Genomic DNA, 26,317 nt, shown 5'->3' on the forward strand with positions numbered 1-26,317 from the left:
GTAGACACTCCGGCTGCGCGGCATCTGTCGCTGGTATGTGCCACGCTGCCTCGTAGAAGTAGAGCGTATTCTCCTGCAGGCAATTGCGCCATGGTTCGCGCGGGCCCAGGAGCCCGCGATCCGGGGGAATACCGGGAGCAGGACGGGACGTTGTGCCGCATACCGTCCGGCAACTGTCGGCGCAGTGTGAGGAAAGGCGAGCATGCTCAATTCACGGGAAAATCCAAGTGAAGATGCCCGGAAGCGGGACAGTTGGTTGCGCTTCCGGGATAACCGGAACCGGGCGTTGGCCGTCGAGCACGGCTGGCTCACGCTGACCTCGTTGCAGTGGCTGCCTGCCGAGCCGGCGCCACTGGAACATCTCACCGGCCTGTGGAGCGCCAACGGTCCGGCATCCGTCGGCGGACATGCCACCCTGACAGCGACCGCCGACGACGACTTGTACTTCATGGAGACCGGCGAGCCGGCGGTCGGCACGTTTACCGCCACCTTGGGCAATGAGGAATCGCTGTTCTGGGTGCGCCGCGGCAGCATCGCCGTCGAACTCGCCGCCCGCGGCGACCGCTATGCCGTCCGGACCCGGGACAATGACTCGCCGGTGCACGCGGACTTCGAGGCCGTGCCCGTATTCGACTACAACCCCGATCTGGTGGTGGCCGGCATGTTCGAGGAATACGACCAGCCGCAGATCCTGCCGATCGGCACATCGAACCCGGACGTCCCCGGCGCGATCACCGCGGTGGGCACGGTCAGCTTCGAGTTGGACGGCACCGTGCACCGGCTGGTAGCCGAGCCCGAGAAGCTCGGTGCGCTGTCGCTGAACTTCCATGACGCCACCAACGGCGACACCACCGCAGGCTGGCGGTCAGTCGCCACGCGCCGGCCTGGACCGGACGGATCCGTGCTGATCGATTTCAACCGCGCCACGAACTTTCCCAGCGCCTTCACCGACTTCGGCACCTGCCCGATGCCGGTGGACGGCAACGTCATCGCGGCCCCGGTGGAAGCCGGTGAACGCCGGGCGCGCTGAACCCGGCGGCGGAAACGGTGGCGCCGGAAGCCGGTCTGGGGGAGGATCGTCGGATGGGACCAACGGCGGACGATTTCCGCATCATTACCGACGACCTGGCCGGCCGCTTCGCTGAACTGCCGGACGATGCCTGGGACACCCCGGCGCTCGAACTGGCGTGGAATTGCCGCGAGACGGCCGCCCACGTGATGGACGACTTCGCGTTCTACGCAATGCAGCTGTCCGGCCGGCGTCCGCCGCAGGACGACTACGTGGTGTTGCTGGATCCGCCGCCGTGGCGGCCAGGCGGGCCGGACATCTTGATGTGGCCCGACCCCGCTGCTGGGACGGCCGGGATCGTCAGCTGCTTCGACGCTTCGGCCGGCCTGCTGTACGCCGTCACCGCCACTGCACCGGCAGGTCACAGGGGCTACCATCCGGCGGGAAATTCCGACGCGTCCGGCTTTGCCGCGATGGGCGTGGCCGAAGCGGTGCTGCACGGCTTCGATATCCTCGCAGCGCAGGACATCGACTACCGCCCGGATGACGGGGTGATCGGCAGGGTGCTGGACCGGATTTTTCCGACGGCGGAGCGGACGGACGACGCATGGCAAGACCTCTTGAGGGCCAGCGGCAGAACGCCCGAAACCCGTGGAGCGACGTGGCGTTGGGACTCATCGGTCCGCGAATGAGGTCGACGTGCGCCGGCAGGAGCCTGGCTTGGCCGTAGGCTGGTAGCAGGCCTGCAAAGACGCAGGGGAACCGACGGAAGCTGCCATGACCGTAGACAAGAACACCCGCCGGCTCGAAGACCGTATCGAGACCGATTTCTCGGACAAGATGAGCTATGGCTCCTACTTGTCCCTGGACCAGCTGCTCGCTGCCCAGCACCCGGTCAGCCGGCCGGAGCACCACGACGAGCTGCTGTTCATCATCCAGCACCAGACCTCCGAGCTGTGGCTGAAACTGGTGCTGCACGAGCTGCGCACGGTGCGGCAGAAACTGCGCGACGACGACCTGCGCTTCGCGATGAAGGGCATCGCCAGGATCAAGCACATCCAGCGCTCGCTGACCGAGCAATGGTCGGTGCTGGCAACGCTGACGCCCTCCGAGTACGCGGAGTTCCGCGGGGCGTTGGGATCGTCGTCGGGCTTCCAGTCCTATCAATACCGCGCGGTGGAGTTCCTGCTGGGCAACAAGAACAAGGACATGCTGGACGTCTTCGCGGATGATCCGGCGGCGCAGGCCTTGCTCGCGGAACTGCTGGACCAGAGCAGCGTCTACGACGAGTTCTTGGCTTACCTGCACCGGCACGGCTATCGGATCCCGGCGGAATTGCTGGACCGGGATGTGACCGAGGCGCACGTCTTCAACCCGGAACTGGTAGCAACCTTCACCGCCGTCTACGAGAACGCCGGGCAGAACTGGGACGTCTATGAGGCCTGCGAGGAACTGGTGGATCTGGAAGACAACTTCCAGCTCTGGCGCTTCCGGCACCTGAAGACGGTGGAGCGGACCATCGGCATGAAGCGCGGCACCGGCGGATCCTCCGGCGTCGGCTTCCTCCGCCGGGCACTGGAGCTCACGTTTTTCCCGGAGCTGTATGCGGTGCGTACGGAGATCGGCAAGGCTGGACCGGTCGAACAGCGCTAGCGGAGAGGGCTGCCGGCGGAGGCCGTTCGTTCCCCCGCCGACAGCGGCCTTGTGGCCGCCAACGGACGTTGTGCGGCCGACTGATTCCATGGTCGCACCCCAGCGTGGATCGGGACAGGGGCCCAGCGCGGATCCTTCACGACGGCGGCGCGTCATGCGGGCAGGGGAGGCCGCCGGTCCCGTGTATTTTTAGAGTGTGCTGATCTCCGACCGTGATATTCGTGCCGAATTGGACTCCGAACGCATCATTCTTGATCCGTTCCAGCCGGACATGATCCAGCCCTCGAGCGTGGACGTGCGGCTTGACCGGTTCTTCCGGCTGTTCGACAACCACAAGTACGCACACATCGACCCGCAACTGGAGCAGCCCGAGCTCACCCGCCTGGTGGAGGTGGACCCGGAGGAGCCGCTCATCCTGCATCCGGGCGAGTTCGTGCTCGGCTCCACCTACGAGACGGTGACGCTGCCCGACGACATTGCCGCCCGGCTGGAGGGCAAGTCTTCGCTGGGACGGCTGGGCCTGCTGACGCACTCGACGGCGGGATTCATTGATCCCGGTTTCTCCGGGCACGTGACGCTGGAACTCTCCAACATGGCAACACTGCCGATCAAGCTGTGGCCGGGTTCCAAGATCGGCCAGTTGTGCTTCTTCCGGCTGTCGTCGCCGGCTGAGCATCCCTACGGTTCCGGCGAATACGGCAACCGCTATCAGGGCCAGCGCGGCCCCACCGCGTCCCGCAGCTTCCAGAATTTCCACCGCACGGTCATCGACCGCTGATCCCGCTCAGGCCGCAGGCGTGGCGGCGGGCTGGATCTGTGCCGGCGTTTTGACCGGCAGCAGCATTAGCAGGCCGGCCAGCAGCACCACCAGGATGCCCAGGATGCCGTAGCGCTGTTCGCCGAAGACGGTGATGAAGAGTGCGAACAGCGAAGGCGCCAGGAAGCTGACCGCCCGGCCGGTGGTGGCGTAGAGGCCGAAAAATTCGCCTTCCTCACCCCGGGGTGCGAGCCGGGCCAGATAGGCGCGCGACGACGACTGTGCCGGGCCGACGAACAGGCACAGCAGCAGCCCGAACACCCAGAAGGTGGTGTCGCCGGTCCAGGCGCTGCCGAAGAACACATGGTCGCCGGCGCCCAAGACGAAGATCGCGGCGGCCGCGACGATCAGTCCGGACAAGGCCCAGACGATGACGTTCTTCGGGCCGACCCGGTCGTCCAGCACCCCGCCGCAGACCGCACCGAGCGCCGCAACAACGTTGCCGGCAATGGCGAAGACGATGACCTGGCTGAGTGAAAAGCCGAAGGTGCCGGCGGCAATCACCCCGCCGAAGGTAAACACTGCGGCGAGCCCGTCGCGGAAAATTGCACTGGCGATGAGGAAGAAAATCGTGTGCGGGCTGGAGCGGAAGATTGCCTTGATGCGGCGGAAGAGCAGCCCGTAGGACGCGAAGAAACCCAGCGATGCGGCCGCCGGCTGCCGGGGGATCTCCGGAACGGCAAACAGCACCGGCAGCGCGAAGGCCATAAACCAGACCGCGCAGAACACCGCCACCAGGCGGATGTTCAGCCCGTTGTCCGCAGTCGCGCCGAACCACCCGGTCTCCGGCAGGACAAACCCGACCAGCACCAGGGCCAGCGCCACGACCCCGCCAACATAGCCCATGGCCCAGCCGAATCCGCTGACTTTGCCGATCGTCGACGGGGTGGAAATTTGCGTGAGCATCGCGTAGTAATTCACATTCGCGAACTCGAAAAACACGTTGGCCAGCGCGATCAGCGCTACACCCAGGAACAGGAAACCCGGCGAGGGGAAGACGAAGAAGCAGAGGCCGGTCAGCACAGCCACAGCCACACTGTTGATGCCAAGCCAGAGTCTGCGGCGGCCACCGGTGTCCGAACGCTGACCGGTCACCGGCGCCAGCAGGGCAATGGCCAGCCCGGCAATGGCCAGTCCGTAGCCGAGGATTTCCGAAGCGAACGCCTCGCCGCCGAAGACGTCACTGGTCAGATAGACAGTGAAGACGAACGTCGTCATCACGGCATTGAAAGCCGCCGACCCCCAGTCCCAGGATGCCCAGGCGAGGACCTGCTTTTTGTTCAAGCGCTCTACCGCCGCACCGCCCGCTTCTTGGGTTGCCGGAATGCCCGCCGAGTCAGTCATACCGCGATGCTATCCGTTTCGCCTGCTGCGAACTTCGAGCAGCGCCGCACGCCCCGTGAATCTTTGCCGAACAGTGGGTCCGAGGGCGTGGCGGGCCAGATCCGGCGCCCCGGGCGCCGCACCCGCGGGCACGGAAGCGTTTATGCCATGGGTAGAATGAAGCATGCCCTTGTCCGCCTGATCCTTGCAATACCTGAAGGAAGTTCCGGAGTATCCTCGTGCTGATTGTGCTCACCCTGCTTTTTGCGGTGGCCTTTGTAGCGCCTTTGATTTTCCGGAAACTGGGTCGGTCAACCTTCTACATTCTGGCTGCGGTCCCGGCGGCCGGTTTCGTCTGGCTGATTGCCACGTTCGGCAACTACACCAACGCGAACCAGAAAGCTCTGGACGGCGCTCCCAATGCCCCGCCGTCGGTAGTCATCGACTGGGTGCCGGGCCTGCAACTGCAGCTGGCATTCCGGATGGACACGCTGGCCGCCGTGCTCTGCATCTTGATTCTCGGTGTCGGGGCACTGGTGCTGTTCTATTGCGCCCGGTATTTCAAGGCCGACGATCCCGACATCGGTCCCTTCGGTGCACAGCTGCTGGCCTTCAGCGGCGCCATGTTCGGTCTGGTCACCGCCGACGACCTGATCCTGATGTACATCTTCTGGGAGCTGACCAGTGTCCTCTCCTACCTGCTGATCGGCTACGCCCGGCACCGGCTGTCGGCGCGTAGGTCGGCGTTGCAGGCCTTGATGGTCACCACCTTCGGCGGCCTGGCCATGCTGGTGGGCATCCTGATGATCGGCCAGACCGCCGGCACCTACCGGATCTCCGAGATCCTCGCCAACGCCAGCTCGATCCTGGCCTACGGGCAGATCATTGACATTGCCATCCTGCTCATCCTGGTCGGGGCCATCAGCAAGTCGGCCCTGGTGCCGTTCCACTTCTGGCTCCCGGCCGCGATGGCCGCTCCGACGCCGGTCAGCGCGTACCTGCATGCAGCGGCCATGGTGAAGGCCGGCATCTACCTCATCGCCCTACTATCGCCCGGATTCTCCAGCACCGAGTACTGGCATCCCGTGGTGCTGGGACTCGGGCTGCTGACCATGCTGGTGGGCGGCTGGCAGGCCCTGCGCCAGCACGACCTGAAGCTGATCCTGGCCTACGGCACGGTTAGCCAGCTGGGTTTCCTGACCCTCGTGGTGGGACTTGGTTCGCAGGAAGCTGCCTTGGCCGGCCTGGGCCTGCTCTTGGCGCACGGCTTCTTCAAGGCGACGCTGTTCCTGGTGGTGGGCATCATCGACCACCAGGCCGGCACCCGCGACATCCGCGAACTGTCCCACCTGTACCGCAAGGCACCGAAGCTCTTCGCGGTCGCGTTGGTGGGCGCCGCCTCGATGGCCGGCCTGCCCCCGTTGCTGGGATTCGTTGCCAAGGAGTCGGTCTACGAAGCCTTCATCCACCGCGAGGAGGCCTCCGGCTGGGTGGGCGGTCTGCTGCTGGCCGGCATCGTGATTGGCTCCATCCTGACCTTCGCCTACAGCGCCCGTTTCATCTGGGGCGGATTCGCGGCCAAGCCCGGGCTCGCGGCCATTGACTTCAAACCTGTCCCGTGGGCCTTCCTGGCGGCGCCGGCCATCCTGGCCGTGGCCACCTTGTTGTTCGGGCTATGGCCGGTTCCGGTGGAAGAAGCCGTGGAGCCGTATGCCGAACTCTTCCCGCTGGACACGGTAGCCACGCATCTGGCGCTCTGGCATGGATTGACCCCGGCGCTGGGGCTGACCGGAATCACCCTGGCCGCCGGCGTGGCCCTGTTCCTGCTGCGGACCCCGGTTGCCGCCTTCCAAGCGAAAATCCACTTCATTCCCGACGCCGACCGGATCTACCGCGGCATCATCGGTGTCCTGGACGAGGTGGCCATCTGGGTCACCGGCCGGACCCAGCGCGGTTCGTTGGTCTTCTACCTGTGCGTGATCCTGGTGGTGGCCATCGTGACGCCGCTGACCGCCGTCGTGCTGATGGATGCCCCGCTGCCGGAAAGCCTGGTGTGGTTCGACACTCCGGCGCAGGCCATTGCGGGACTGATCGTGGCGGCCGGAGCGCTCGGCGCCATCCGCGCGAACAAGCGCTTCATGGCGGTGCTGATGGTCTCGGTGACCGGCTACGGACTGGCCTTTATCTTTGCCATCCAGGGCGCTCCGGACCTGGCCCTGACCCAGCTGCTGGTGGAAACCATTTCCCTGGTGGCCATCGTGCTGGCGCTGCGATCGCTGCCGGCGCGGCTATGGCTGCGCACACCCGGCCGGTTCAAACTGCTCCGCGCCATCATTGGTGCGGGCTTTGGCCTGACCATGATCGTTATCGCAATGACGGCGATGGCGGCACGCACGGCAGATCCGATATCACTTGCCCTGCCGAAGCTGGCTTACGAGGACGGCGGCGGCCGGAACATCGTCAACGTCATCCTGGTGGACATCCGGGCGTGGGACACCTTCGGGGAAATCTCCGTCCTCGCCCTTGCCGCCACCGGAGTGGCCAGCCTGATCTTTATCCGCGGCCGCGGGGACAAACGCCCGCAATCCGTTGACGCTGTTGCCAGCGGCTCGGTGGGCCGCGGCTACGAAATGGTGGCGCACTCAGACCGAGAGGCTGCGGCCCTGGCGACCGCCCGCAAGTTCGCCGTAGTGCCGCGCGACGCCTGGCTGGTGGCCGGCCGGACACTGGCACCGGAACGCCGATCCATCATCTTCGAAGTAATCACCCGACTGCTCTTCCACTCGGTCATGATCTTCTCCGTCTACTTGCTGCTGGCCGGCCACAACCTGCCCGGCGGCGGTTTTGCCGGCGGGCTGCTGGCCGGCATAGCACTGACCATCCGCTACCTGGCCGGTGGACGGGTGGAGTTGGCGGAAGCGACGCCGATCAGCGCCGGCCTGCTGCTGGGCTTGGGGCTCGCCGCCGCGTCCCTGACCGCTGTCGTCCCGCTCTTCCTGGGCGGACAGGTCTTCCAAAGCGCCATCATCGAGTTCAGCCTGCCGGTCTTCGGTGACCACAAGTTCGTCACTTCGACGATTTTTGACATCGGTGTCTACCTGGTGGTGGTCGGACTGGTGCTGGACGTGCTGCGCAGCTTCGGCTCGGAAATCGACGAACGCTCCGAGGAGCGCACTTCCCGCGGCCGCAAGACCTCGGAACTCCATCCGCCGGCAACGATCGAGGAGGAGGTGTCCTCATGACGGTCAACCTGACCCTGCTGCTGGTGATGGGTGTGCTGTTCGCCGTGGGCGTCTACCTGATCCTGGAACGTAGCCTGACCCGAGTGATGCTCGGCCTCATGCTGATCACCAACGGCGCGAACCTGCTGCTGCTCAGCACCGGCGGACCCGCCGGACTGGCGCCGATCTTCGGGATGGACGTCCCAGCGGAGACCTACAGTGATCCGCTGCCACAGGCCTTGATCCTTACCTCCATCGTGATCTCCTTTGCGGTCACCGCGTTCATGTTGGCGATCATCTACCGTTCCTGGGTTCTGGGACGGCAGGACGAGGTCCAGGACGATATCGAAGACCGCCGCGTGGCAAACCAGCCGACCTTCGACGCAGAAGACGACGCCGAGATCCCGGCGGAAACCACCGAGTTCGTCCCGCCGGACGAGGCGGAGGAAACACCTGCCACCAACAGGGCCCGGACGGAGAGGGAGAAGTGAACGCCGCACAGATCGCGCCGCTGGCAGTAGTCCTGCCGCTGCTGGGCGCAGCCTTGGCGTTCGTGCTGATCCGCCACCCGAACGCCCAACGCCGTACCGGTGCCACCACGCTGACCGTGACGCTGGCGCTGGAGGTCGTCATGCTGGCCTCGGCCTGGGCCAACGGTGCCCAGGCGGTGAACATCGGCGGCTGGATTCCGCCGTTCGGGATCACCATGGTGGTCGACGAACTGTCCGCGCTGATGCTGGTAGTCTCCTCCGCCGTCAGCCTGGCGGTGCTGCTGTATGCCTCCGGCCAGGGCATGGCGGACAGTGACGAAGAAGGCCCGGTCTCGATCTTCCACCCGACCTACCTGATCCTGGTGGCCGGTGTGTCCAACGCATTCCTGACCGGCGATCTGTTCAACCTGTATGTGGGCTTCGAAATGCTGCTCACGGCAAGCTATGTCCTGATGACCCTGGGCGGCACCAGCCCGCGCATCCGCGCCGGGGTGACCTACGTCGTCGTCAGCGTCATCTCCTCGATGCTGTTCCTGGTGTCCATCGCGATGATCTACGCGGCGACCGGAACCATCAACATGGCCGACCTGGCGATCAAGCTCGGCGAGTTGGAGCCGTCGACGCAGATGACCCTGCACCTCATGCTGCTGGTGGCCTTCGGCATCAAGGCGGCGGTCTTCCCGTTGTCCTTCTGGCTGCCTGACTCCTACCCGACGGCGCCGGCACCGGTCACCGCGGTGTTCGCCGGCCTGCTGACCAAGGTCGGCGTCTATGCGTTGATCCGCACCGAGACGCTGCTGTTCCCGGGAGACCGCCTGAACACCTTCCTGATGGTGGTGGCCGTGCTGACCATGCTGGTCGGCATCCTGGGCGCGGTGGCCCAGATCGACATCAAACGTATGCTCTCCTTTACCTTGGTCAGCCACATCGGCTACATGGTCTTCGGCTTGGCGATGTCCTCGGTGGTGGGCCTAGGCGCCGCTGTCTACTATGTGGCACACCACATCACCGTGCAAACCAGCCTGTTCCTGGTGGCGGGCCTGATTGAACGCCGCGGCGGCACCACCAACATGGACCGGCTGGGCGGGCTGGCCAAACTGTCGCCGCTGCTGGCCATCCTGTTCTTTGTGCCGGCGATGAACCTGGCCGGGATTCCGCCGTTCTCCGGCTTCCTCGGCAAGATCGGCCTGGTGCAGGGCGGCGTGGACCTGGGCACCCCGGTCGCCTGGGTGCTGGTGGCGGGCAGCATGATCACCTCGCTGCTGACGCTGCTTGCTCTGGCCCGGGTCTGGAACCGTGTGTTCTGGCGGCGCCCGGAAGACGCCGAACACCCGGACCCGGTACTGGTAGCGACCAAACCCGACGGGTCGGCGGTACGGACCACCCGCCACGTGGAGGAACGTCCGCACGGCCGGTTCACCGGGCGGGGCATCGTGCAACTGCTGCCCATGCCGATGGTCTGGCCGACGATCGGGCTGGTGGCAATGGGCCTGGCCCTGACGGTCTTCGCCGGACCGCTCTTCGACCTGAGCGACCAGGCGGCCCGCGAGATGCTGCAGCGCACGCCGTACATCGAGGCGGTCCTCGGAGAAGGCGCCATGCAGGGGGCCGGCCAATGAGGAAACCGCGCATCTCCATCTGGATCGAGCTGCCCCTGCTGGCCTGGCTGGTCTTCCTCTGGGGCGCCCTGTGGCAGGACTTCAGCGCCGGCAACCTGATTTTCGGTCTGCTGATCGCGCTGCTGATCGTGAACCTGTTCTACCTGCCGCCGGTGGAGCTGAGCGGCCGCTTCAATCCGCTCGCAGCCGTGGTCTTCGCCGCGACCTTCGTGTGGAAAGTGGCGGTGGCCAGCTTCCAAGTGTTTTGGCTGGCCCTCACGACCGGGCCAAAGCTGCGCAACGCGGTGGTGGCGGTGCAACTGCGAAGCCATTCGGACTTGCTGGTGACTGCCACCGGGCATGCCATCTCGTTGATCCCAGGCAGCTTCGTGGTGGATGTGGACCGGTCCACCTCCACGCTGTACCTGCACGTGATCGACGTGGACACCAAGGAAGCCGCCGAGGCGTTCCAGGCCGAGGTGCGCCAGATCGAGGCGGGGCTGATCAGGATGATGGGGACCAAACAAGAACTGGAGCTGGTCAAGGCCGAAGGCGCCGGCAGAGGAGGGGCAGCGTAAACGTGGAGATCATGCCGATTGCCCAAATCATCGTCAGCGTCATCCTCGCCCTGTCCGCGGTGTTGGCGATGGTCCGCCTGGCGCGCGGGCCGTCACTCTTGGACAGGCTGCTCGCCATTGACGTGCTGCTTGCCGTTGTCTGCGCCGGACTGATTGTGGACATGGCCGCCGGACGCCACATGAACAACCTGACGCTGGTCGTCGCGATCTGCCTGATCGGCTTCATCGGCTCGGTAGCCGTGGCCCGGTTCGTTACCGACGGGCGGCCCCGTGAACACTGACCTGATCCTCGACATCGCCACCGCCGCCTGCTTGATCGTCGGCTCGTTAATGTCACTTGCCGCGGGCATCGGCCTGCTGCGGTTTCCCGACCTGCTCTCGCGGATGCACGCCGCCACGAAGCCGCAGGTGTTCGGTCTGCTGCTGCTGCTGACCGGTCTGGCCCTGCAACTGCGCAGCTGGGTGGTCGTGCCCGTGCTGGTGATCGCGTGGCTGTTCCAGCTGCTCACGGTGCCGGTCTCGGCGCACATGGTGGGCCGCGCCGGCTACCGGACCAAACACTTGCGCCGGGAAATCCTCAGCGTGGACGACCTCGACGCGGTGGTGGAAGCGGCAGCCAGAGAAGAACCCGACGCGCAGCCCGACGCCGGTACCGCCGTCGACGCGGCCGACCTCGACCCCACTGCGTCCGACCCGGCGGACCCGGCAGCCGGGGACGGTGCAGCGTCCGATCCGGCAGGCGCCGAAGGCTCCACCGCGGCCCGCGGCGCGGACCACGGGGTGGGGGACAGACAGAGCGCGGCGACGGCCGCAGGCCCAGTCCGGAACGACCAGGACTCCACCGGAAGGCACAAGGACTAGGAACGCCGGCAGGGACGGGACCGCAGCCCCGCCCCCGCCGGCGCGTCCGCTAAACCTGCCGGTTTAGACGATTTCCGGGGTCTTCTCGTAGTGCAGCACGGCCTTGGCGGTGGCCCGCTTGAGCAGAACCTGGATCACCCGGCCAACCGTGCCGGACACCACCGCGAACACCACGGCGGACTGCAGGCTGTTTTCCAGGTCATCGTCGGACTGGGGCGCATCGTGGCCGGTTACCGCTTTCCACACGTGACCCAGAATGCGGGTGGCTGCCAGACCCGCACCAATACTCACCAGGGTGCCCAAGAGCCTCAATACAACGGTCATCTCTGCTCCTTCCCGGGGCGCCGGGTCCCCGTGTCATCAGCTCTACCGCTCCCAGCCTACTGCCCGGCACCCACCCGTCCCGCCGTCGTCGTGCATTTTCCAACGGGTGGCGGCCGAATGGGCCCGCCGCGGCGGCGAGTGTAAACTGGTGCGTGCTGCTAGACAGCATCGATAACGACAGGGGAGCGTCCGACCGCCCGGCACACGCCGGACACCGGGAGGGACGCTGAGAGTGCGGAGAGACCGCAGACCCTCGAACCTGCTCCGGTTAGTACCGGCGAAGGGAGTCGAGTTCTCGGGGTATGCCATTCGGCCGCCCTCCCCTCCTGCACCCAGGAGGATTTCGTGAGTTCCGTTTCGAATGCACCGTCCACGCCCACTCCCGCGCGCACACCGCGGTACGGCTGGCGGGTGGTGGACATTGTCGTCGCCTCGGTGGTGGCCGTGGCCGTCGGCGTTATTTTCTGGGCCTGGTCGGCGGCTTGGCCGCTGATCGAGGGCCTCACCGTTGCCTTCCCGCCCGCTGCCGGCCTCTACACTGGCGGCTGGCTGATGGCCGGCGTGCTGGGCGGGCTGATCATCCGCAAGCCCGGGGCAGCGATCTACTGCGAGATGCTGGCCGCGATTGTCTCGGCGCTGCTGGGCACCAGCTTCGGCATGACCGTGCTGGTGTCCGGCCTGATCCAGGGTCTGGGGGCCGAGCTGGTGTTCCTGCTCTTCCTGTACCGGAAGTTCAACATGGCGGTGGCCATGCTGGCCGGCCTCGGCGCGGGCCTGGCGCTGTCGATCAGCGAGAACATCCTGTACAACATGCTCTGGGCGCCCGCTTGGCAGCTGGCCTACGTGGGCTTCGCCGCCGTCTCCGGCGTGGTGATTGCCGGGATGCTGCCCTGGCTGGCGGTCAAGGGCCTGGCCAGGACGGGCGTGTTGTCCTCCTTCGCGGCGGGCCGCACGGCGGACGTCTGAGCCGTTCCATGGGACTGCAGAGTACGACGGCGGTGCCCGGCCCGGTACCGGTCCTCGCCGAGGGGTGGGGCTGGCGCCATGCCGGCCGCAAGGCCCCGGCGGTCAGCGACGCCAGCTTCAGCATAGAGCCGGGCGAACGGGTCCTGTTGCTGGGTGCTTCGGGCGCCGGAAAATCCACGCTGCTGCACGCCATGGCGGGCGTCCTCGGCGACGACGGGGAAGGCGAGGAGACCGGCCGGCTCACGGTCGCCGGGCTGCGTCCCTCGGACGCCCGCGGCCGCGCCGGGCTGGTGCTGCAGGATCCGGAGAGCCAACTGGTGCTGGCCCGCGTGGGCGACGAAGTGGCCTTCGGGGCGGAGAACCTGTCCGTCCCGCGCCCACAAATCTGGGATCGCGTCCGCGAATCACTGGCCGACGTTGGACTGGACGTGCCGCTGGATCATCCCACCGCGGCCCTGTCAGGTGGACAGAAACAGCGGCTGGCGCTGGCCTCGGTGCTGGCCATGCGGCCGGGGCTGCTGCTGCTGGACGAGCCGACCGCCAACCTGGACCCGGACGGCGTGCGGGAAGTCCGCGACGCCGTGGCCCGGGTGCTGGACCGCACCGGGGCCACCTTGGTGGTGGTGGAACACCGGGTGGCCGTCTGGGCGGACGTCGTGGACCGGGTGATCGTGCTGGCGGCCGGAGGCGGCGTGTTGGCCGACGGCCCGCCAAGCAAGGTGCTGGCCGAGAGCGCCACCCGTGCCCGGCTGGTGGAGGCCGGCGTTTGGGTTCCCGGACATACTCCGCAGCTCAGGCTGCCCGCCGCTCCGGCGCCCGGCGGACCTTTGCTGCAGGCGGTGGGTCTGGACGTGGCCCGGAGCCGTAAGGCCGGGCCGGTGCTGCGGGCCGTGGACCTGGACCTGCTCAGCGGGCAAGCCCTGAGTGTCACCGGACCGAACGGCGCCGGCAAGTCCACGCTGGCGCTCACGCTGGGCGGCCTGCTGGCACCGGCCCGCGGTGAACTGTCCACAACCCCGGCACTGCATCGTGGCGCGGCGCAGTCTCCGGTGAAATGGAAGTCCGCCCAGCTGGTGGCTCGGATTGGCAGCGTGTTCCAGGAACCGGAACACCAGTTCCTGACCAGCACGGTGGCGGACGAGCTGGAGTTCGGTCCGCGGCGGGTGGCGAAGCTGCCCGAGGCGGAAGTCCGGCGCCGGGTGGACAATATCGCCGAACGGCTCCGGCTGACCCGGCTGCTGCGCGCCAACCCCTTTACCCTGTCCGGCGGCGAGAAGCGCCGGCTCTCGGTGGCCACCATGCTGGCCACCGGCCCGGACATCCTGATGCTGGACGAGCCCACCTTCGGGCAGGATGCCAACACCTGGGCGGAACTGGTCACCCTGCTGGCCGAGTTGGTGGCCGACGGCAAAAGCGTGGTGTCCGTGACACACGACGCCGACTTCACCGCAGCGCTGGGCGGCTCCGCCGTGCGGGTGGCCGACGGCGGAGTCCAACCGGTGCAGACGCTCCGGAGGGCAGCATGAGCGCGGATCTGATGACACCGCGGCTCAGCGCGTCGCCGTTCAGCCGCGCCAACCCGGTGTCCAAGCTGGCCGCCGCAGCGGTGATCACCGTGGTGGTCATGCTCAGCGTGGACTGGGTCAGCGCGTCGGTGGTGCTGGCGGCCGAGCTGCTGCTGATGCCCGTGCTGGGGGTGAACCCGTGGCTGCTGTTCAAGCGCGGCTGGCCCTTGCTCGCGGCGGCGGCCACCGGGGCCTGGGCCACGGCGCTGTTGGCGGAGAAGACCGGGGCCGTGCTGTTCCAGCTTGGTCCGGTGGTGTTCACCGATGATTCGGTAGCCGGCGGAATCGCCATCGGGCTGCGGTCGCTCGCCGTGGCCTTGCCGGGCATTTTCCTGCTGCTGACCACCGACCCCACGGACCTGGCCGACGCGCTGGCGCAGAAGCTCAAGCTGCCGCACCGGTTCGTGCTGGGGGCACTGGCCGCCATGCGGCTGGTCGGGCTGCTGGTGGAGGAATGGCGGACCCTCGGTTTGGCCCGCCGGGCCCGCGGGGTCGGCGCGGAGAACCGGCCGCTGGCCAAGGCCGGCGCGTTCGTGGGCCAGGCCTTCGGGCTGATTGTGCAGGCCATCCGGCGGGCCACCCGGCTGGCGGTAGCCATGGAGGCCCGCGGTTTTGGTGCCGGTCGGCGGACCTGGGCGCGCGAGTCCAGCTACAGCACGGTGGACGTTTGGGTGCTGCTGGGCGGCGTGCTGATCGCGGCCGCCGCTGCCGCCGCCGCAGTGGCCGCCGGCACCTGGAACTTCATCTTCGTCTGAGCTGGGGGCGGCGGGAGGGCGGCGAGGCCCGGCAGTGAATGGCCGGGACCGGCGGCAGCTACTCCCGGCTGCCTTCGGCCAGCAACGCGGTCAATTCCTCGGTCAGCTCCGGCGACATCGGGATCTCCTTGCCATCGATGCTCTTCACCGGTGCCAGCAGCCGGATGCTGGAGACGAGCCAGACGGCATCGGCCTCGTACAGGTCGTCCGGTTCCAGCGGGCCATAGCCCAGCTGCCAGCCAGCCGACGCCGCCGCCTTGAACAGCACCGCCTGGGATGTGCCCGGCAGGATGCCGCTCTCCAGCAGCGGGGTGACCAGGGTCCTGACGCCGTCGCGCACCCGCGCCATCAGCACGGTGGAGGTGGGTCCTTCGAGGACGCGGCCGTCGCTGGACGTGAAGATGACGTCATCGGCGTCGTTCTTGTGGGCGTAGCGCAGCGCCGCCATGTTCACCGCGTAGGAGAGCGTCTTGGCGCCCATCAGCAACCACGGGGCGCGTTCGGCCAGCGAGCTGTCATAGCCGCGGTCCAGCAGCAGCACCGCGATCCCGTCGGTGCGCTGGCGCTGTCCCGCCGACGGCGGCAGCGAAGCCTGCACCCAGGCAGTGGGTGCGGTGGCGCCTTCCACGCCCCGGGTCACCAACAGTTTGATGACCAGCTCCTCGACGGGCGGGTGCTCCGCGATCGCCGTCTTGATCGCCCGCTCCCACGCGTCGGCGGGCGGCAGCTGCAAATCCATGGTTTCGGCGGACGTTGCGAGCCGGTCCAGATGGGCCTGCACCTTGCGCGGAATTCCGTTCACCGCCAGCAGGGATTCGAAAATGCCGTCCCCGCGGGTGGCACCGAGGTCGGTGGCCATCAGCTGAGGCTGTGATGCATCTGCGATGCGGCCGTCCTCGTAGGCAGGGTCCAAGAACACCAGAACTGTCATACGCCCAGCTTAGTTTGTCGCGGGCCGCCGGGTAGGCTGGGGAGGATTGCGCCGGCACACGGCGGGAGGGGAGGAGCAGCCGCGTGCTGTGGTCGTTTGCGGGGCTGGGCACTTTCCCCGACTGGATCGTCGCCATTCTGGGCGTGGTCGATATGGCGATCCGCATCATCGCCTTGGGCGTGATTCCCGGCAACCGCCGGCCCAACACCGCCATGGCCTGGCTGCTGGCGATCTTCTTCATCCCGTTGCTCGGACTCTTGCTGTTTTTCATGTTCGGCAGCTACCGGCTCTCGCAACGACGGATCGCCAAGCAGGCGGACATCAACCAGCGGGTCTGGGCAGCCACCCATGACATGGAGGAGCCCCGCAGCGAGAAGGAAGCGCCGGCCTGGGTGCATTCGGCTGCCGAACTGAACCGGCGGCTGGGCGCCTTCCCGATGGTGGACAGCAACCATGTGGAGCTCTACCCGGACTACGACGCCTCGATTGCCGCGATGACCGAATCCGTGCGCGAGGCCCGCGAGTTCGTCAACATCGAGTTCTACATCATGAGCAACGACTCGACCACTAGTGAACTCTTTGTTGCCCTCGAAGAGGCCGCCGCCCGCGGCGTCCGGGTGCGCTTGTTGTTCGACCACATCGGCACCCTCCGCGTGACCGGCTACCGAAAGTTCCGCCGCTGGCTGGAGACCACCCAGATCGACTGGCGTCGTTCCCTGCCGGTGCTGCCGGTCCGCGGCCAGTGGCGCCGGATCGACCTGCGCAACCACCGCAAGATCCTGGTGGTGGACGGACGCGTGGCCTTCACCGGATCGCAGAACCTGATCGAGCCGGGCTACCGGCGCAGCTCCAGCGAAAAGATCGGCCGCAAGTGGGTGGAACTGATGGCCCGCTACGAAGGTCCCATCGTCACCGCCCTGAACGTGGTGTTCGCCACCGACTGGCTGAGCGAAACGGAAGACACGCTCGAAGCCGAACTGTTCACCCCGGTTCCGTTCCGCGAGCCCGGGCCGATGACCTGCCAGGCGCTGCCCAGCGGCCCCGGCTTCGCCACCGAGAACAACCTGCGCCTGTTCAACACGCTGATCTATGCGGCGGTGGAGCGGCTCTCCATCTGCAGCCCCTACTTCGTACCTGATGATTCGCTGCTCTATGCGATCACGACGGCGGCGCAGCGCGGCGTCGAGGTGGAGCTCTTCGTGTCCGAGCTGGGCGACCAGGCGATGGTCCACCATGCCCAGCAGTCCTACTACCAGGCGTTGCTGGAGGCCGGTGTACGGATCTACCGCTACCCCAAGCCGCTGGTGCTGCACGCCAAGCACTTCACCGTGGACAACGAAGTTGCCGTGATCGGCTCCAGCAACATGGACATGCGGTCCTTCTCGCTGAACATGGAGGTTTCCGTGATGATGCTCGGCGACCACATCGTGGAGGAACTGTCCGACATCCAGGACAGTTACCGGGTGATCTCCAAGGAGCTCACGCTGGAGGAGTGGAAGCAGCGGCCGCGCTGGCAGCGCTACGTGGATAACGTCGCCCGGCTGACCGCCACCCTGCAGTAGCCGCCGGGCGCTAGTCCGGGAACACCGCCCCCAACGCCGAGAGCACGCCGAAGGCCTTGGCCCGCACTTCGTCCCACTCGTCGTCGGGCACGGAATCAGCCGTGATGGCCCCGCCGACGCCCAGGCTGAGCCGGTTGCCGTCCATCACCAGCGTACGGATCACTACCGAGAGGTCCGCGGAGCCGTCCAGCGAAAAATAGCCCACCGCGCCGGAGTAGACGCCGCGCGGCCCGGTCTCCAGCCGGTCCAGGATCTCCATGGTGCTGATCTTCGGGGCGCCGGTCATCGACCCGGCGGGAAAAGCCGCCGCCACGGCTTCGGCCCGAACAGCGCCGGGCAGCAACTGCGCGTCGATGGTGGAGACCATCTGGTGCACGGTGGCGTAGGACTCGATGGCACACAGCCGGCTGACCTGCAGCGAACCGGGCACGGCAAAATGGCTCAGATCGTTCCGCAGCAAATCCACGATCATGATGTTCTCGGCCCGGTCTTTCACGCTGCCGGCGAGCTCCGCAACGACGGCCGCATCGGCCTCCGGATCCGCCAGCCGCCGTCGGGTGCCTTTAATCGGTTCGGCCCGCAGGGCGCCGTCGGCGGCGATGCTGAGGAACCGCTCGGGCGACGTGCTCGCCACGGTGAGCGTGCCGAACCGCAACAGGCTGGCGAATGGCGCCGGATTGCGACGGCGGAGCAGCAAGTAGGTGTGGAGCGGATCCAGCGGCTCCGCCGCGGTGGCGTGCAATTGCGTGGTCAGGCAGACCTCGTAGGTATTGCCCTCGCTGATTTCCGCCTGGGCCTCGCGGATCTTGGCCAGGTAGGCCTCGCGTGAGTCGCGCGGCTGGAAGACCAGGGCGGCAGGCGGCCGGGACGGTTCCGGAGATCCGGCGGAAGCCTGCGGCAGGCCGCGGATGACTGCCGCGGTGCCTGCGATCCACTCGGTTGCTTCGTCCAGATGGGACGGTCCGGCCAGGGCCAGCAGCCAGGTGCACTGCCGGGCATGGTCCAGCAGGACGGCACGGCCGGCGAACAGCAGCGCGGCATCCGGGACAGTCCCGTGGGCGTGGCCCGGCCAGTTCTCCTGCGCCGTGTCCTGCCGGGGGCCGGCCGCGTCCTTGCCGCCGGTTTCGCGTTTGAGTTCGTAGCCCAGGTAGCCCAGCCAGCCCAGCGCGAAGCCGGGAACGTCTTCGGCCGCGGCGGGGAGGTGGTGCCACGCGCTGTCCAGCCAACGGAAGAACCCGCCGCTGATCCGCGCGGTGGTGTTGTGCTGGCTCACCAGCGTTGTGCCCTCCCGGTGCTCGGCCCGTTGGCCGAAGCTGCCGCCGTCGTCGGCCATAATGCTGATCCGGTTCCGGTCGGCGGTTTCGTGGACATTGGAACTGTCCAGCCAGACGCTGCGGTCCGCACCGGCGTACAAGCGCCGGTAGACCGCCTCGGCGTCCGGATAGGCCTCCACCCGTTCGGCCACCAGACGGACGCCCTCGCGTGCCGTCCGTTCCGGGGCCAGCGCATGTTCCAGTGCGGGCAGCGAGGCCAGCGCCGCGAGCACCTGCGCGGGGGCCGCTCCGGCAACACTGGAATCGACAACGACGTCCGCGGCGGCAGCCACGTCGTCGCCGGCCAGCCACGCCTCCTCCTGCTCCGCCCAGGTGTCCCAGAACGGCTCATAGGCCGCACCGTCCCGGGACAAGGCCCGTCTCCGCCGGTCAGCCGACGGAGCCTGCAGCCACACGACGGCGTCGAGCAGGCCGCGCGCCGCGGCGTGCGCGGCACCGACCCCCTCCAGGACCACGACGTCGGCGGGTTCCGTGGTGCGGGAGGCGCCGTCGTCGTCCCGGGTCCAGTCCCAGGCGGTCCAGCGGCCGGACTGGCCGGCGGCCAAGGGACGCAGCACGGTCTCCAGGTAGCGCTGCTGTCCGCCGGCCAGGCCGTGCCAGCCCGGGTAGATGTCCTCCAGATGGAACAGCGAGACGGTGCGGTGGACCCGCAGCAGCGCCGCCAGTTCCACCGCCAGCGTGGTCTTGCCGGAGCCGGAGCGCCCGTCCACGGCAATCAGGACCGGCTTAGCGGGCATCGAGTTCCTTGCGCACAAACTCGATGATTCCCTTGAGTGCGGCGTCGATCATCTGCCAGCTGGCGTCGAAATCGGAGGCCTCGCCGAACCATGGATCGTAGATCCCCTGCTCCGACGGGCCGAGGTGGCTGACGGCGGGGTCGAAGGAGCGCCACAGCCGGACTTTGTCCCGGGCGGCGTCGTGCGGTGCACCGTTCCGCAGGTGGTCATAGTGGTCTACGTCCAGGGCCAGGATCAGGTCGCGCTCCTCGTACCAGGATGCCTCGAACTGGCGGGCCCGGTGGTCCAGTGCGGTGAGCCCGGACTGTTCCAGCCGCTGGCCGGCCCGCTGATCGATCGGCCGCCCCAGCTCCCAGCCGGTGGTGCCGGCGGAGTCGACGCTGACCTGGCTGCCGAGTCCGGCTTCCTTGAGGGCGCGGGCCAGCATCCGCTCGGCCATGGGCGAGCGGCAGATGTTGCCGGTGCAGACGGCGATGATGCGGTACATGTGTCGAGTCTATGAGAAGGCGGCTACAGGAAGGCCAGCATCAGGCCCACCGCAATGAAAAGGACACCGAAGGCCCTGTTCATCACGGTCAGCCCGCGGACCGTCCGGGTGAACCGCTGGAAGGACCTGGCCGCCGCGGCGAAGAAAAACCACATGACCAGGATGTCCACGGCCAGCACCGTGGCGATCAGGACCAGGTACTGCGGAAGCTGCGGCTGGTCCAGCCGGATGAAGCCGGGCATGAACGCCAGGAAAAAGACGATCGCCTTCGGGTTGAGCAGGTTGACCCACATGCCGCGCCGGAACATGGAGAAGGCCGGCTCGTCGCGGAGCGCTGCTTCCACCTCAGCGCTGCCCTTCGGCGTGGCCAAAAACTGGCGCAGGCCAAGGTAAATCAGGTAGGCCGCGCCGGCGTACTTGATGGCGGCAAAGAGGGCCGGGGAGTTGGACACCAGCAGGCCCAGGCCCAGCGCCACAATCGCCACGTGGATCACCAAGGCGGCCTGCTGGCCCAAGATGCCCCAGATGGACCGGCGGAAGCCGGCGTTGAGCGAGTTGCTCATGGTGTTGATGGCACCGGCGCCCGGGGTGAAGCTAATCACTACCGTGGCGCCGAGCAGCGCCAGCCATAACGAGATTTGCACCAGATGATCCTACGGTGCAGGGCACCGCTACCCGTTCAGGCGCCCTGCGAGATTACGCGCCCCATGCCGCCGCGGTCATTGCCGGCCCTCTTCCAGTACCGCCATTGCGGCGTTGTGGCCGCCGAGGCCGCTGACGCCACCGCCGCGGCGGGCGCCGGCCCCGCAGAGCAGGATCCGGTCATGGGCCGTGGCCACGCCCCAGCGCTGCGCCGGGGTGTCCAGCGGGTCGTCGTCTTCGGCGAACGGCCAGTCGAGCGGTCCGTGGAAGATGCTCCCGCCGGTGAGGTTCAGCGCGTGCTGCAGGTCGAGCGTGGTCTTCGTTTCGATGCACGGCTCTCCGCGGCTGTCCCGCAGGATGCAGTCTTCGATCGGCTCGGCGAGCACAGAGTTGAGCGAGTCCAGCACGGCCTGTTGCAGTTGTGCGCGCATCTCGCCGTTGTTCTCTTCGGTGAGCAGTCGGTGCGGGGTCTGCAGCGTAAACACGGTGAGGGTCTGGGCTCCGGAGGCCTGCAGTTCAGGCGAAAGAATCGACGGGTCGGTGAGCGAGTGGCAGTAGATTTCGGCAGGCAACGGATCCGGGATCCGGCCATCGGCGCCCGCCGTGAAGGCGCGCTGCAGCTGTGAGTGCAGCTCGTTGATATGGAAGGTTCCGCCGAAGGCCGCGTCCGGCGCCACGGTGCTGTCCCGCAGCTTCGGCAAGCGGGACAGCAGCAGGTTCACTTTGGCTTGCGCCCCCTCGGGCGGGGGAGCCTTCGGCGTGGCCGGGCCGTGCCCGCCGGCGGCCAGCAGCCCGTTGAGCACCGAGGGTGAGACGTTGGCGAGGATCCGCGTCGCGGAGACGACGACGTCGGTCCCGCCGTCGGTGTACCGCACCTGGCCGTCCGGGGTCACCGAGGTGGCCTCCGCCGAGGTACGCAGTTCGGCACCGGCCCGGCGGGCGGCCGTTTCCAGCGCTGCAGTGACGGCGCCCATGCCGCCTTCGGGCACGTCCCAGTCGCCGGTGCCGCCGCCGACCACATGGTAGAGGAAGCATTTGTTCTGCTGTAGGTCGGCGTCGTGGGCGCCGGCGAACGTGCTGATCAGCGCGTCGGTAAGGACTACGCCGCGGACCAGGTCCGAGGCGAAACTGCGCTCCAGCACCTCGCCGATCGGCCGTTCGATGAAGTCGTTCCAGGCGTCGTCGTCGCCCAGCCTGCGGCGCAGTTCGGCACGGCGGGGCAGCGGCTCGGTGACCGTCGGCCAGATGGCCCGGGCGAGCCGGCCGGTGCGCTGGTAGAACTCGGTGAACGGGCTGAAGTCCGCGGCGGCGCCCACGGCGTCGAAGGACGAGCGGGTGGCCTCCGGGTCCTGGTTGTCCACCAGCAGCCCGGTGGAGCTGCCGGGCAGCGGAGTGTAGGACGAGTAGCGCCGGCGCAGCAGCCGCAGGTCCAGGCCCAGGTCTTCGATGATGCGCCGCGGCAGCAGGCTGACCAGATAGGAATATCGGGAGATGCGGGCGCCGGTGCCGGGGAAGACTTCCGCTGACACTGCGGCCCCGCCGAGCCGGTCTTCGCGCTCGAGCACCAGCACGCTCTGCCCGGTGCGGGCCAGATAGGCAGCGGCAACCAGGCCGTTGTGGCCGCCGCCGATGACCACTACGTCATATTGTCCGGGCATCTGCGCCAGATCCTGTCTGTTGTGCGGGTCAGGGCTTGCGGGCCAGGATCTCGCCGTTGGGAATCAGGAACCAGGCATCCGGCGCGTCCGCCCAGGCCAGCCAGCCCTGCGCGATCCGCTCCAGCCCGGCCTGGTCGAGCAGCCCGCGTTCCAGTGACTGCTCCGCGTAGGCCGAGTGCAGGACGCGCTCGGACCACACATCGCCCTGCCAGCGGCGCTGTTCTTCGGTGGCGTACAGCCAGTTGGACGACGACGGGATGATCTCGCGGAAACCGGCGGCCTGTGCCCAGGCGATCAGATGGCGGCCGGCGTCGGGCTCCGCACGGTTGCCGCGGGCGATCTGCTGGTAGGTGTCCATCCAGTCGGTGAGTTCGGGCAGTTCCGGGTACCAGCTCATGCCGTGGAAGTCGGCATCCCGCACGGCCACGATGCCGCCGGGCTTGACCACCCGGCGCATTTCGTAGAGGGCGGCCACCGGATCGGTCAGGTGCTGCAGGACCTGATGGCCGTGGACCACGTCGAAGGTGTCGTCGTCGAACTCAAGGTCGTAGATGTTGCCGCTGACGAACGTGGCGTTCTCGATGCCGCGCAGCGCGGCGAGTTCGGCCGCCTGGGTCAGCACGTCGTCGGACCGGTCCAGGCCGATGACCTGCCCGGGAGCCACCCGCTCGGCCAAATCGACGGTAATGCTGCCCGGGCCGCAGCCCACGTCCAGCAGCATCATGCCGGGCCTGAGCTCGGGCAGAAGATAGGCTGCGCAGTCCTCTGCGGTGCGGATCGCATGGGCGTTGACCACGCTCTTGTGGTGGCCGTGGGAGTAGACCTCGTCCTTCATAGTGGGAGACTACTCTGCGCCCTTGCCGCCACGTAGCCGCCGTGCCGGAATGTTGCGCTATTGGTCGGTTGCGGGGGCAGGCGTCCCTGTTTCGCCGCTGCCTCGGTCCGCCTGGCCGTCCGGGGTCCCATGGCTGCCCGGTTTCGCTTGGCCGCCGGAATCGCCATCCACGCCCGGCTGTCCGTCCTGCTCGGCGACCTCCATGCAGGCAGCGGACGTGGCGGCGATGATGTCGGTCAGGAAGCCGGCCAGCCGCTGGCGGTCCTCGGCCGGGTAGCCGTCCAGCACCTGGCCGATGTTCCGGGCCAGCGGTGCGAACATCGCTCCGCCGGTGGCGCGGGCCTTGTCCGTCAGTTCGAGGTACACCTTGCGCCGGTCGGTCTCGCTGCGCGTGCGGTTGACGTGTCCGGAACGGTCCAGCCGGTCCACCAGGGCGGTGGTGGCGGGAGAGCTGAGGCCCAGTTCGGTGCGCAGCATGCCGGGAGTCACGGTGTGGCCAGCCGCTGCGGCCCGCACCATGGCCGCGAGGGCGTTGAGGTCCGTCCGGTGCAGGGCGTCCCGTTCACTGACCGCTTCCACGTAGCGTTCGCTTTCGACGACGAACGCTTGCAATAGGAGCATCAGCCGGTCGGTGCGCTGTTCCACGTGCCCTCCTTTCTTTCACCCCTCCACAGGATAGTTCACCACCTGTTTATCTCCAGCGTGGAACTACTCTATAGTGGAGTTTGTTTTCGCTGCCTAGATTCCGAAGGACCGATCCCATGGCCCGCTGGTTCAGAATGCTCTTACCTGCCTTGGTGGTGGTGGCCTGGCTGGCTGCCGCCGGGCTTGGCGGACCGACTTTCGGCAAGCTCTCCGATGTCTCCACCAATGACCAGGCCGGATTCCTGCCGGCGAGTGCCGAGTCCACCACGGCAGGTGAATGGCAGGAGCGTTTCCGTGACTCGGACGCGGTGCCGGCCATCGTCGTCGTCGAATTTGATGAGCCGATCCAGCCGCAGCAGCTGGGGGAATACGCCCCACTGGGCGAACAGCTGGCGGAAGCGGCCGGCCTGGAGAGCGGCGGCGCCAACCAGGTGGTGGGGCCCATCCCGTCCGAAGACTTCGAAGCGGTGCAGTTCATCGTGCCGGTGCCGGAGGACCTGGACGCCGGCGATGTGGTCACCGACCTGCGCGCGGTGCTGGCGGCCGAGCTCCCCGATTCCGCCACCGGCTACGTGACCGGTCCGGCCGGGTTCATCGCCGACCTGGTGGAGGCTTTCGGCGGCATTGACGGATTGTTGCTGGGGGTGGCGCTGGGTGCGGTCTTCGTGATCCTGCTGCTGGTCTACCGCGCGCTCCTGCTGCCGTTCCTGGTGCTGCTGACCTCGGTGTTCGCTCTCTGCGCGGCCATCCTGGTGGTGTACTGGTTTGCCCTGCAGGGCTGGATCCAGCTCAGCGGCCAGAGCCAAGGCATCCTGTTCATCCTGGTGATCGGCGCCGCCACTGACTACGCGTTGCTGCTGACGGCCCGCTATCGCGAGGCGCTGGGCGAGCAGGAATCGAAGTGGGCCGCGATGAAGGCCGCCTACCGTGGTGCGGTCGAGCCGATCGCCGCGTCCGGCGCCACGGTGATCCTGGCGCTGTTGTGCCTGCTGTTCTCCGACCTGAACTCCAACCGCAGCCTGGGGCCGATCGCAGCCATTGGCATTGTGTTCGCGGTGCTGGCGGCGCTGACCTTCCTGCCCGCGGTGCTGCTGTTGACCGGCCGCAGCGCCTTTTGGCCGATCGTGCCCCGCCCGGGGCACCACGCCCACGCCGCGCAGCCCGAAAACTCCGTCCCGGGAACGGAGGGCCTGCGCGGGCTGTGGCTCCGGGTGGCCAACCTGGTGGCCAGGATGCCCCGGGCCACCTGGCTGGTTTCCGTGCTGCTGCTGGGCGCCGGGGCGTTGGGCGTGCTGCAGTTGCAGGCGCACGGTGTCCCGCAGTCGGAGCTGGTGTTGGTGAAAACCGACTCCGCGGACGGCCAGGATGCCTTGGTCCGGCACTTCGACGACGGCGCGGGCAGTCCCGCCGTTGTCGTCGCCGACAGCAACAAGCGGGACCAGGTGCTGGATCTGGTCCGCAGCGAGGACGGGGTTGCCTCCGCCGAGTTCTTCACCCGCAACGACCAGGTGGTGGAGCTGGACGGCCGCGTGATGATCAACGCGACGCTGCGGGATGTCCCGGATTCCGACGCGGCCGAGGCGACCGTAGCCGACCTGCGCACCGCACTGGACTCCGCGGATCCGCAGGCGCTGGTTGGCGGCGTCACGGCGGTGGCGCTGGATACGAATGTCACGGCGCAGGCAGACCTGCTGAAGATCACGCCGATGGTGCTGGGCGTCATCCTGCTCATCCTGATCCTGCTGCTGCGCTCCATTCTGGCGCCGGTGCTGCTGATCCTGTCCGTAGCGCTGTCCTACCTGACCGCGCTGGGGGTTTCCGCGCTGGTCTTCAACCATGTCTTCGGGTTCCCGGGGGCGGATGCCTCGGTGCCGCTGTATGGCTTCGTCTTCCTTGTGGCGCTGGGGATCGACTACAACATCTTCCTGATGACCCGGGTGCGCGAGGAATCGCTGCGGCTGGGCACCCGGCCGGGCATCCTGCGCGGCCTGGGCTCCACCGGCGGCGTCATCACCTCGGCCGGGGTGGTGCTGGCGGCGACGTTTGCCGCCCTCGGCGTCATCCCGATCCTGTTCCTGGGCCAGCTCGCGTTCATCGTGGCCTTCGGCGTGCTGCTGGATACCGTGCTGGTGCGCTCGCTGCTGATCCCGGCGCTGTCCTACGACATCGGGCCGAAGATCTGGTGGCCGTCCAAGCTGGCCCGGAAGGAGTCCCAGGAACGCGAGTTGGTGGCGGCGGGCAGCGCGTACTCCGCGGACTGACAGGCGTCATTCCGCGGGCCGATGACGCACGGCGGGGGTCGGGGCTAGTTGCCGGACCTCCGCC

Annotated in this window: 23 protein-coding genes, 1 pseudogene and 1 riboswitch; of the genes and pseudogenes, 15 read left to right on the plus strand and 9 right to left on the minus strand. The window is 67.6% G+C overall.

The annotated features are described in order from the left end of the window. Window positions 1-202 precede the first annotated feature (202 nt). The 4 genes from E4J89_RS08730 (at window position 203) to dcd (ending at window position 3,440) form a co-directional block, all read left to right on the plus strand. Window positions 203-1,030, plus strand: a complete 828-nt coding sequence (locus tag E4J89_RS08730; RefSeq protein ID WP_136785745.1) for a DUF1684 domain-containing protein — start codon at window positions 203-205, stop codon at window positions 1,028-1,030. Window positions 1,031-1,083: 53 nt separating this feature from the next. After that, window positions 1,084-1,701: a DinB family protein gene (locus tag E4J89_RS08735; protein ID WP_136785746.1), complete on the plus strand. Its 618-nt coding sequence runs from the start codon at window positions 1,084-1,086 to the stop codon at window positions 1,699-1,701. Between the two features lie 85 nt (window positions 1,702-1,786). Beyond that, window positions 1,787-2,662, plus strand: a complete 876-nt coding sequence (kynA, locus tag E4J89_RS08740; RefSeq protein ID WP_136785747.1) for a tryptophan 2,3-dioxygenase — start codon at window positions 1,787-1,789, stop codon at window positions 2,660-2,662. A 196-nt stretch (window positions 2,663-2,858) separates the two neighbouring features. Further along, window positions 2,859-3,440, plus strand: coding sequence for a dCTP deaminase (gene dcd, locus E4J89_RS08745; RefSeq protein WP_136785748.1), 582 nt, complete (start codon window positions 2,859-2,861; stop codon window positions 3,438-3,440). Between the two features lie 6 nt (window positions 3,441-3,446). Here the strand turns inward: dcd and E4J89_RS08750 are convergent, their stop codons facing one another. Then, window positions 3,447-4,823 (minus strand): MFS transporter, encoded by a 1,377-nt coding sequence (locus E4J89_RS08750; RefSeq protein WP_136785749.1) that lies wholly within the window; start codon window positions 4,821-4,823, stop codon window positions 3,447-3,449. Between the two features lie 218 nt (window positions 4,824-5,041). On the opposite strand from E4J89_RS08750, the gene E4J89_RS08755 reads away from it, so the two are divergent. From E4J89_RS08755 to mnhG, 6 genes and pseudogenes are all read left to right on the plus strand, one after another. Further along, window positions 5,042-8,044, plus strand: coding sequence for a Na+/H+ antiporter subunit A (locus tag E4J89_RS08755; protein ID WP_136785750.1), 3,003 nt, complete (start codon window positions 5,042-5,044; stop codon window positions 8,042-8,044). Continuing rightward, window positions 8,041-8,514 carry a Na(+)/H(+) antiporter subunit C gene (locus E4J89_RS08760; RefSeq protein WP_136785751.1) on the plus strand — a complete coding sequence of 158 codons (474 nt, stop codon included), beginning with the start codon at window positions 8,041-8,043 and terminating at the stop codon, window positions 8,512-8,514. Before E4J89_RS08755 ends, E4J89_RS08760 begins: the two co-directional genes overlap by 4 nt. Continuing rightward, entirely contained in the window at window positions 8,511-10,133 is a 1,623-nt protein-coding gene (locus tag E4J89_RS08765) for a Na+/H+ antiporter subunit D (RefSeq protein WP_136785752.1), read from the plus strand. The genes E4J89_RS08760 and E4J89_RS08765 overlap by 4 nt, the downstream gene beginning before the upstream one ends. Then, window positions 10,130-10,690, plus strand: a complete 561-nt coding sequence (locus E4J89_RS08770) for a Na+/H+ antiporter subunit E (RefSeq protein ID WP_136785753.1) — start codon at window positions 10,130-10,132, stop codon at window positions 10,688-10,690. Before E4J89_RS08765 ends, E4J89_RS08770 begins: the two co-directional genes overlap by 4 nt. An 11-nt stretch (window positions 10,691-10,701) precedes the next feature. After that, window positions 10,702-10,971, plus strand: a complete 270-nt coding sequence (locus tag E4J89_RS08775) for a monovalent cation/H+ antiporter complex subunit F (RefSeq protein WP_136785754.1) — start codon at window positions 10,702-10,704, stop codon at window positions 10,969-10,971. 49 nt (window positions 10,972-11,020) lie between these two features. Then, window positions 11,021-11,311 (plus strand): annotated as a pseudogene (gene mnhG, locus E4J89_RS19725) (monovalent cation/H(+) antiporter subunit G); the annotation flags it as partial. 303 nt (window positions 11,312-11,614) lie between these two features. Here mnhG and E4J89_RS08785 read toward each other — a convergent pair. After that, window positions 11,615-11,875, minus strand: a complete 261-nt coding sequence (locus E4J89_RS08785) for a DUF4235 domain-containing protein (RefSeq protein ID WP_136785755.1) — start codon at window positions 11,873-11,875, stop codon at window positions 11,615-11,617. A 169-nt stretch (window positions 11,876-12,044) separates the two neighbouring features. Then, window positions 12,045-12,178: riboswitch (TPP riboswitch) on the plus strand. 42 nt (window positions 12,179-12,220) lie between these two features. Here E4J89_RS08785 and E4J89_RS08790 point away from each other — a divergent pair. From E4J89_RS08790 to E4J89_RS08800, 3 genes are read left to right on the plus strand one after another with little or no spacing between them, the layout of a single operon-like run. After that, window positions 12,221-12,841 (plus strand): ECF transporter S component, encoded by a 621-nt coding sequence (locus tag E4J89_RS08790; RefSeq protein ID WP_240691808.1) that lies wholly within the window; start codon window positions 12,221-12,223, stop codon window positions 12,839-12,841. A gap of 8 nt (window positions 12,842-12,849) precedes the next feature. Continuing rightward, a complete protein-coding gene (locus E4J89_RS08795; protein ID WP_136785756.1) occupies window positions 12,850-14,367 on the plus strand; it encodes an ATP-binding cassette domain-containing protein in 1,518 nt (505 codons plus the stop codon). Then, a complete protein-coding gene (locus E4J89_RS08800; RefSeq protein WP_136785757.1) occupies window positions 14,364-15,161 on the plus strand; it encodes an energy-coupling factor transporter transmembrane component T in 798 nt (265 codons plus the stop codon). The genes E4J89_RS08795 and E4J89_RS08800 overlap by 4 nt, the downstream gene beginning before the upstream one ends. 58 nt (window positions 15,162-15,219) lie before the next feature. On the opposite strand, the gene E4J89_RS08805 is transcribed toward E4J89_RS08800, so the two are convergent. Next, window positions 15,220-16,092, minus strand: coding sequence for an aminodeoxychorismate lyase (locus E4J89_RS08805; RefSeq protein WP_136785758.1), 873 nt, complete (start codon window positions 16,090-16,092; stop codon window positions 15,220-15,222). An 83-nt stretch (window positions 16,093-16,175) separates the two neighbouring features. On the opposite strand from E4J89_RS08805, the gene cls reads away from it, so the two are divergent. Further along, on the plus strand, window positions 16,176-17,654 hold the full coding sequence (gene cls / locus E4J89_RS08810) for a cardiolipin synthase (RefSeq protein WP_205754443.1): 1,479 nt from the start codon (window positions 16,176-16,178) through the stop codon (window positions 17,652-17,654). 10 nt (window positions 17,655-17,664) lie between these two features. Here cls and pabB read toward each other — a convergent pair whose 3' ends face one another. From pabB to E4J89_RS08840, 6 genes are all read right to left on the minus strand, one after another. Next, window positions 17,665-19,725, minus strand: a complete 2,061-nt coding sequence (gene pabB, locus E4J89_RS08815) for an aminodeoxychorismate synthase component I (protein WP_136785759.1) — start codon at window positions 19,723-19,725, stop codon at window positions 17,665-17,667. Continuing rightward, on the minus strand, window positions 19,715-20,212 hold the full coding sequence (locus tag E4J89_RS08820) for a low molecular weight protein-tyrosine-phosphatase (RefSeq protein WP_136785760.1): 498 nt from the start codon (window positions 20,210-20,212) through the stop codon (window positions 19,715-19,717). The genes pabB and E4J89_RS08820 overlap by 11 nt, the downstream gene beginning before the upstream one ends. A 23-nt stretch (window positions 20,213-20,235) precedes the next feature. Beyond that, window positions 20,236-20,856 carry a LysE family transporter gene (locus E4J89_RS08825; RefSeq protein WP_136785761.1) on the minus strand — a complete coding sequence of 207 codons (621 nt, stop codon included), beginning with the start codon at window positions 20,854-20,856 and terminating at the stop codon, window positions 20,236-20,238. Window positions 20,857-20,931: 75 nt separating this feature from the next. Continuing rightward, the gene (locus E4J89_RS08830) at window positions 20,932-22,512 is read right to left on the minus strand and encodes an NAD(P)/FAD-dependent oxidoreductase (protein WP_136785762.1); all 1,581 of its coding nucleotides are present in this window, start codon (window positions 22,510-22,512) and stop codon (window positions 20,932-20,934) included. A 28-nt stretch (window positions 22,513-22,540) separates the two neighbouring features. Further along, window positions 22,541-23,347, minus strand: coding sequence for a methyltransferase domain-containing protein (locus E4J89_RS08835; protein WP_136785763.1), 807 nt, complete (start codon window positions 23,345-23,347; stop codon window positions 22,541-22,543). A gap of 57 nt (window positions 23,348-23,404) precedes the next feature. Next, window positions 23,405-23,992: a MarR family transcriptional regulator gene (locus E4J89_RS08840; RefSeq protein ID WP_240691809.1), complete on the minus strand. Its 588-nt coding sequence runs from the start codon at window positions 23,990-23,992 to the stop codon at window positions 23,405-23,407. Between the two features lie 116 nt (window positions 23,993-24,108). Here E4J89_RS08840 and E4J89_RS08845 point away from each other — a divergent pair, with 116 nt between their 5' ends. Continuing rightward, the gene (locus E4J89_RS08845) at window positions 24,109-26,253 is read left to right on the plus strand and encodes an MMPL family transporter (protein ID WP_136785764.1); all 2,145 of its coding nucleotides are present in this window, start codon (window positions 24,109-24,111) and stop codon (window positions 26,251-26,253) included. Window positions 26,254-26,317: the final 64 nt, after the last annotated feature.

It is taken from the genome of Arthrobacter sp. CAU 1506 (assembly GCF_005047635.1).
Taxonomy (GTDB): Bacteria; Actinomycetota; Actinomycetes; order Actinomycetales; family Micrococcaceae; genus Crystallibacter.

Excerpts from the sequence above, each read along its gene's own strand:
- E4J89_RS08730 (WP_136785745.1), top strand. The coding sequence starts at position 203 with ATGCTCAATTCACGGGAAAATCCAAGTGAAGATGCCCGGAAGCGGGAC.
- E4J89_RS08735 (WP_136785746.1), top strand. The coding sequence starts at position 1,084 with ATGGGACCAACGGCGGACGATTTCCGCATCATTACCGACGACCTGGCC.
- kynA (WP_136785747.1), top strand. The coding sequence starts at position 1,787 with ATGACCGTAGACAAGAACACCCGCCGGCTCGAAGACCGTATCGAGACC.
- E4J89_RS08750 (WP_136785749.1), bottom strand. The coding sequence starts at position 4,823 with ATGACTGACTCGGCGGGCATTCCGGCAACCCAAGAAGCGGGCGGTGCG.
- E4J89_RS08760 (WP_136785751.1), top strand. The coding sequence starts at position 8,041 with ATGACGGTCAACCTGACCCTGCTGCTGGTGATGGGTGTGCTGTTCGCC.
- E4J89_RS08770 (WP_136785753.1), top strand. The coding sequence starts at position 10,130 with ATGAGGAAACCGCGCATCTCCATCTGGATCGAGCTGCCCCTGCTGGCC.
- E4J89_RS08775 (WP_136785754.1), top strand. The coding sequence starts at position 10,702 with ATGCCGATTGCCCAAATCATCGTCAGCGTCATCCTCGCCCTGTCCGCG.
- E4J89_RS08785 (WP_136785755.1), bottom strand. The coding sequence starts at position 11,875 with ATGACCGTTGTATTGAGGCTCTTGGGCACCCTGGTGAGTATTGGTGCG.
- E4J89_RS08795 (WP_136785756.1), top strand. The coding sequence starts at position 12,850 with ATGGGACTGCAGAGTACGACGGCGGTGCCCGGCCCGGTACCGGTCCTC.
- E4J89_RS08800 (WP_136785757.1), top strand. The coding sequence starts at position 14,364 with ATGAGCGCGGATCTGATGACACCGCGGCTCAGCGCGTCGCCGTTCAGC.
- E4J89_RS08805 (WP_136785758.1), bottom strand. The coding sequence starts at position 16,092 with ATGACAGTTCTGGTGTTCTTGGACCCTGCCTACGAGGACGGCCGCATC.
- pabB (WP_136785759.1), bottom strand. The coding sequence starts at position 19,725 with ATGCCCGCTAAGCCGGTCCTGATTGCCGTGGACGGGCGCTCCGGCTCC.
- E4J89_RS08820 (WP_136785760.1), bottom strand. The coding sequence starts at position 20,212 with ATGTACCGCATCATCGCCGTCTGCACCGGCAACATCTGCCGCTCGCCC.
- E4J89_RS08830 (WP_136785762.1), bottom strand. The coding sequence starts at position 22,512 with ATGCCCGGACAATATGACGTAGTGGTCATCGGCGGCGGCCACAACGGC.
- E4J89_RS08835 (WP_136785763.1), bottom strand. The coding sequence starts at position 23,347 with ATGAAGGACGAGGTCTACTCCCACGGCCACCACAAGAGCGTGGTCAAC.
- E4J89_RS08845 (WP_136785764.1), top strand. The coding sequence starts at position 24,109 with ATGGCCCGCTGGTTCAGAATGCTCTTACCTGCCTTGGTGGTGGTGGCC.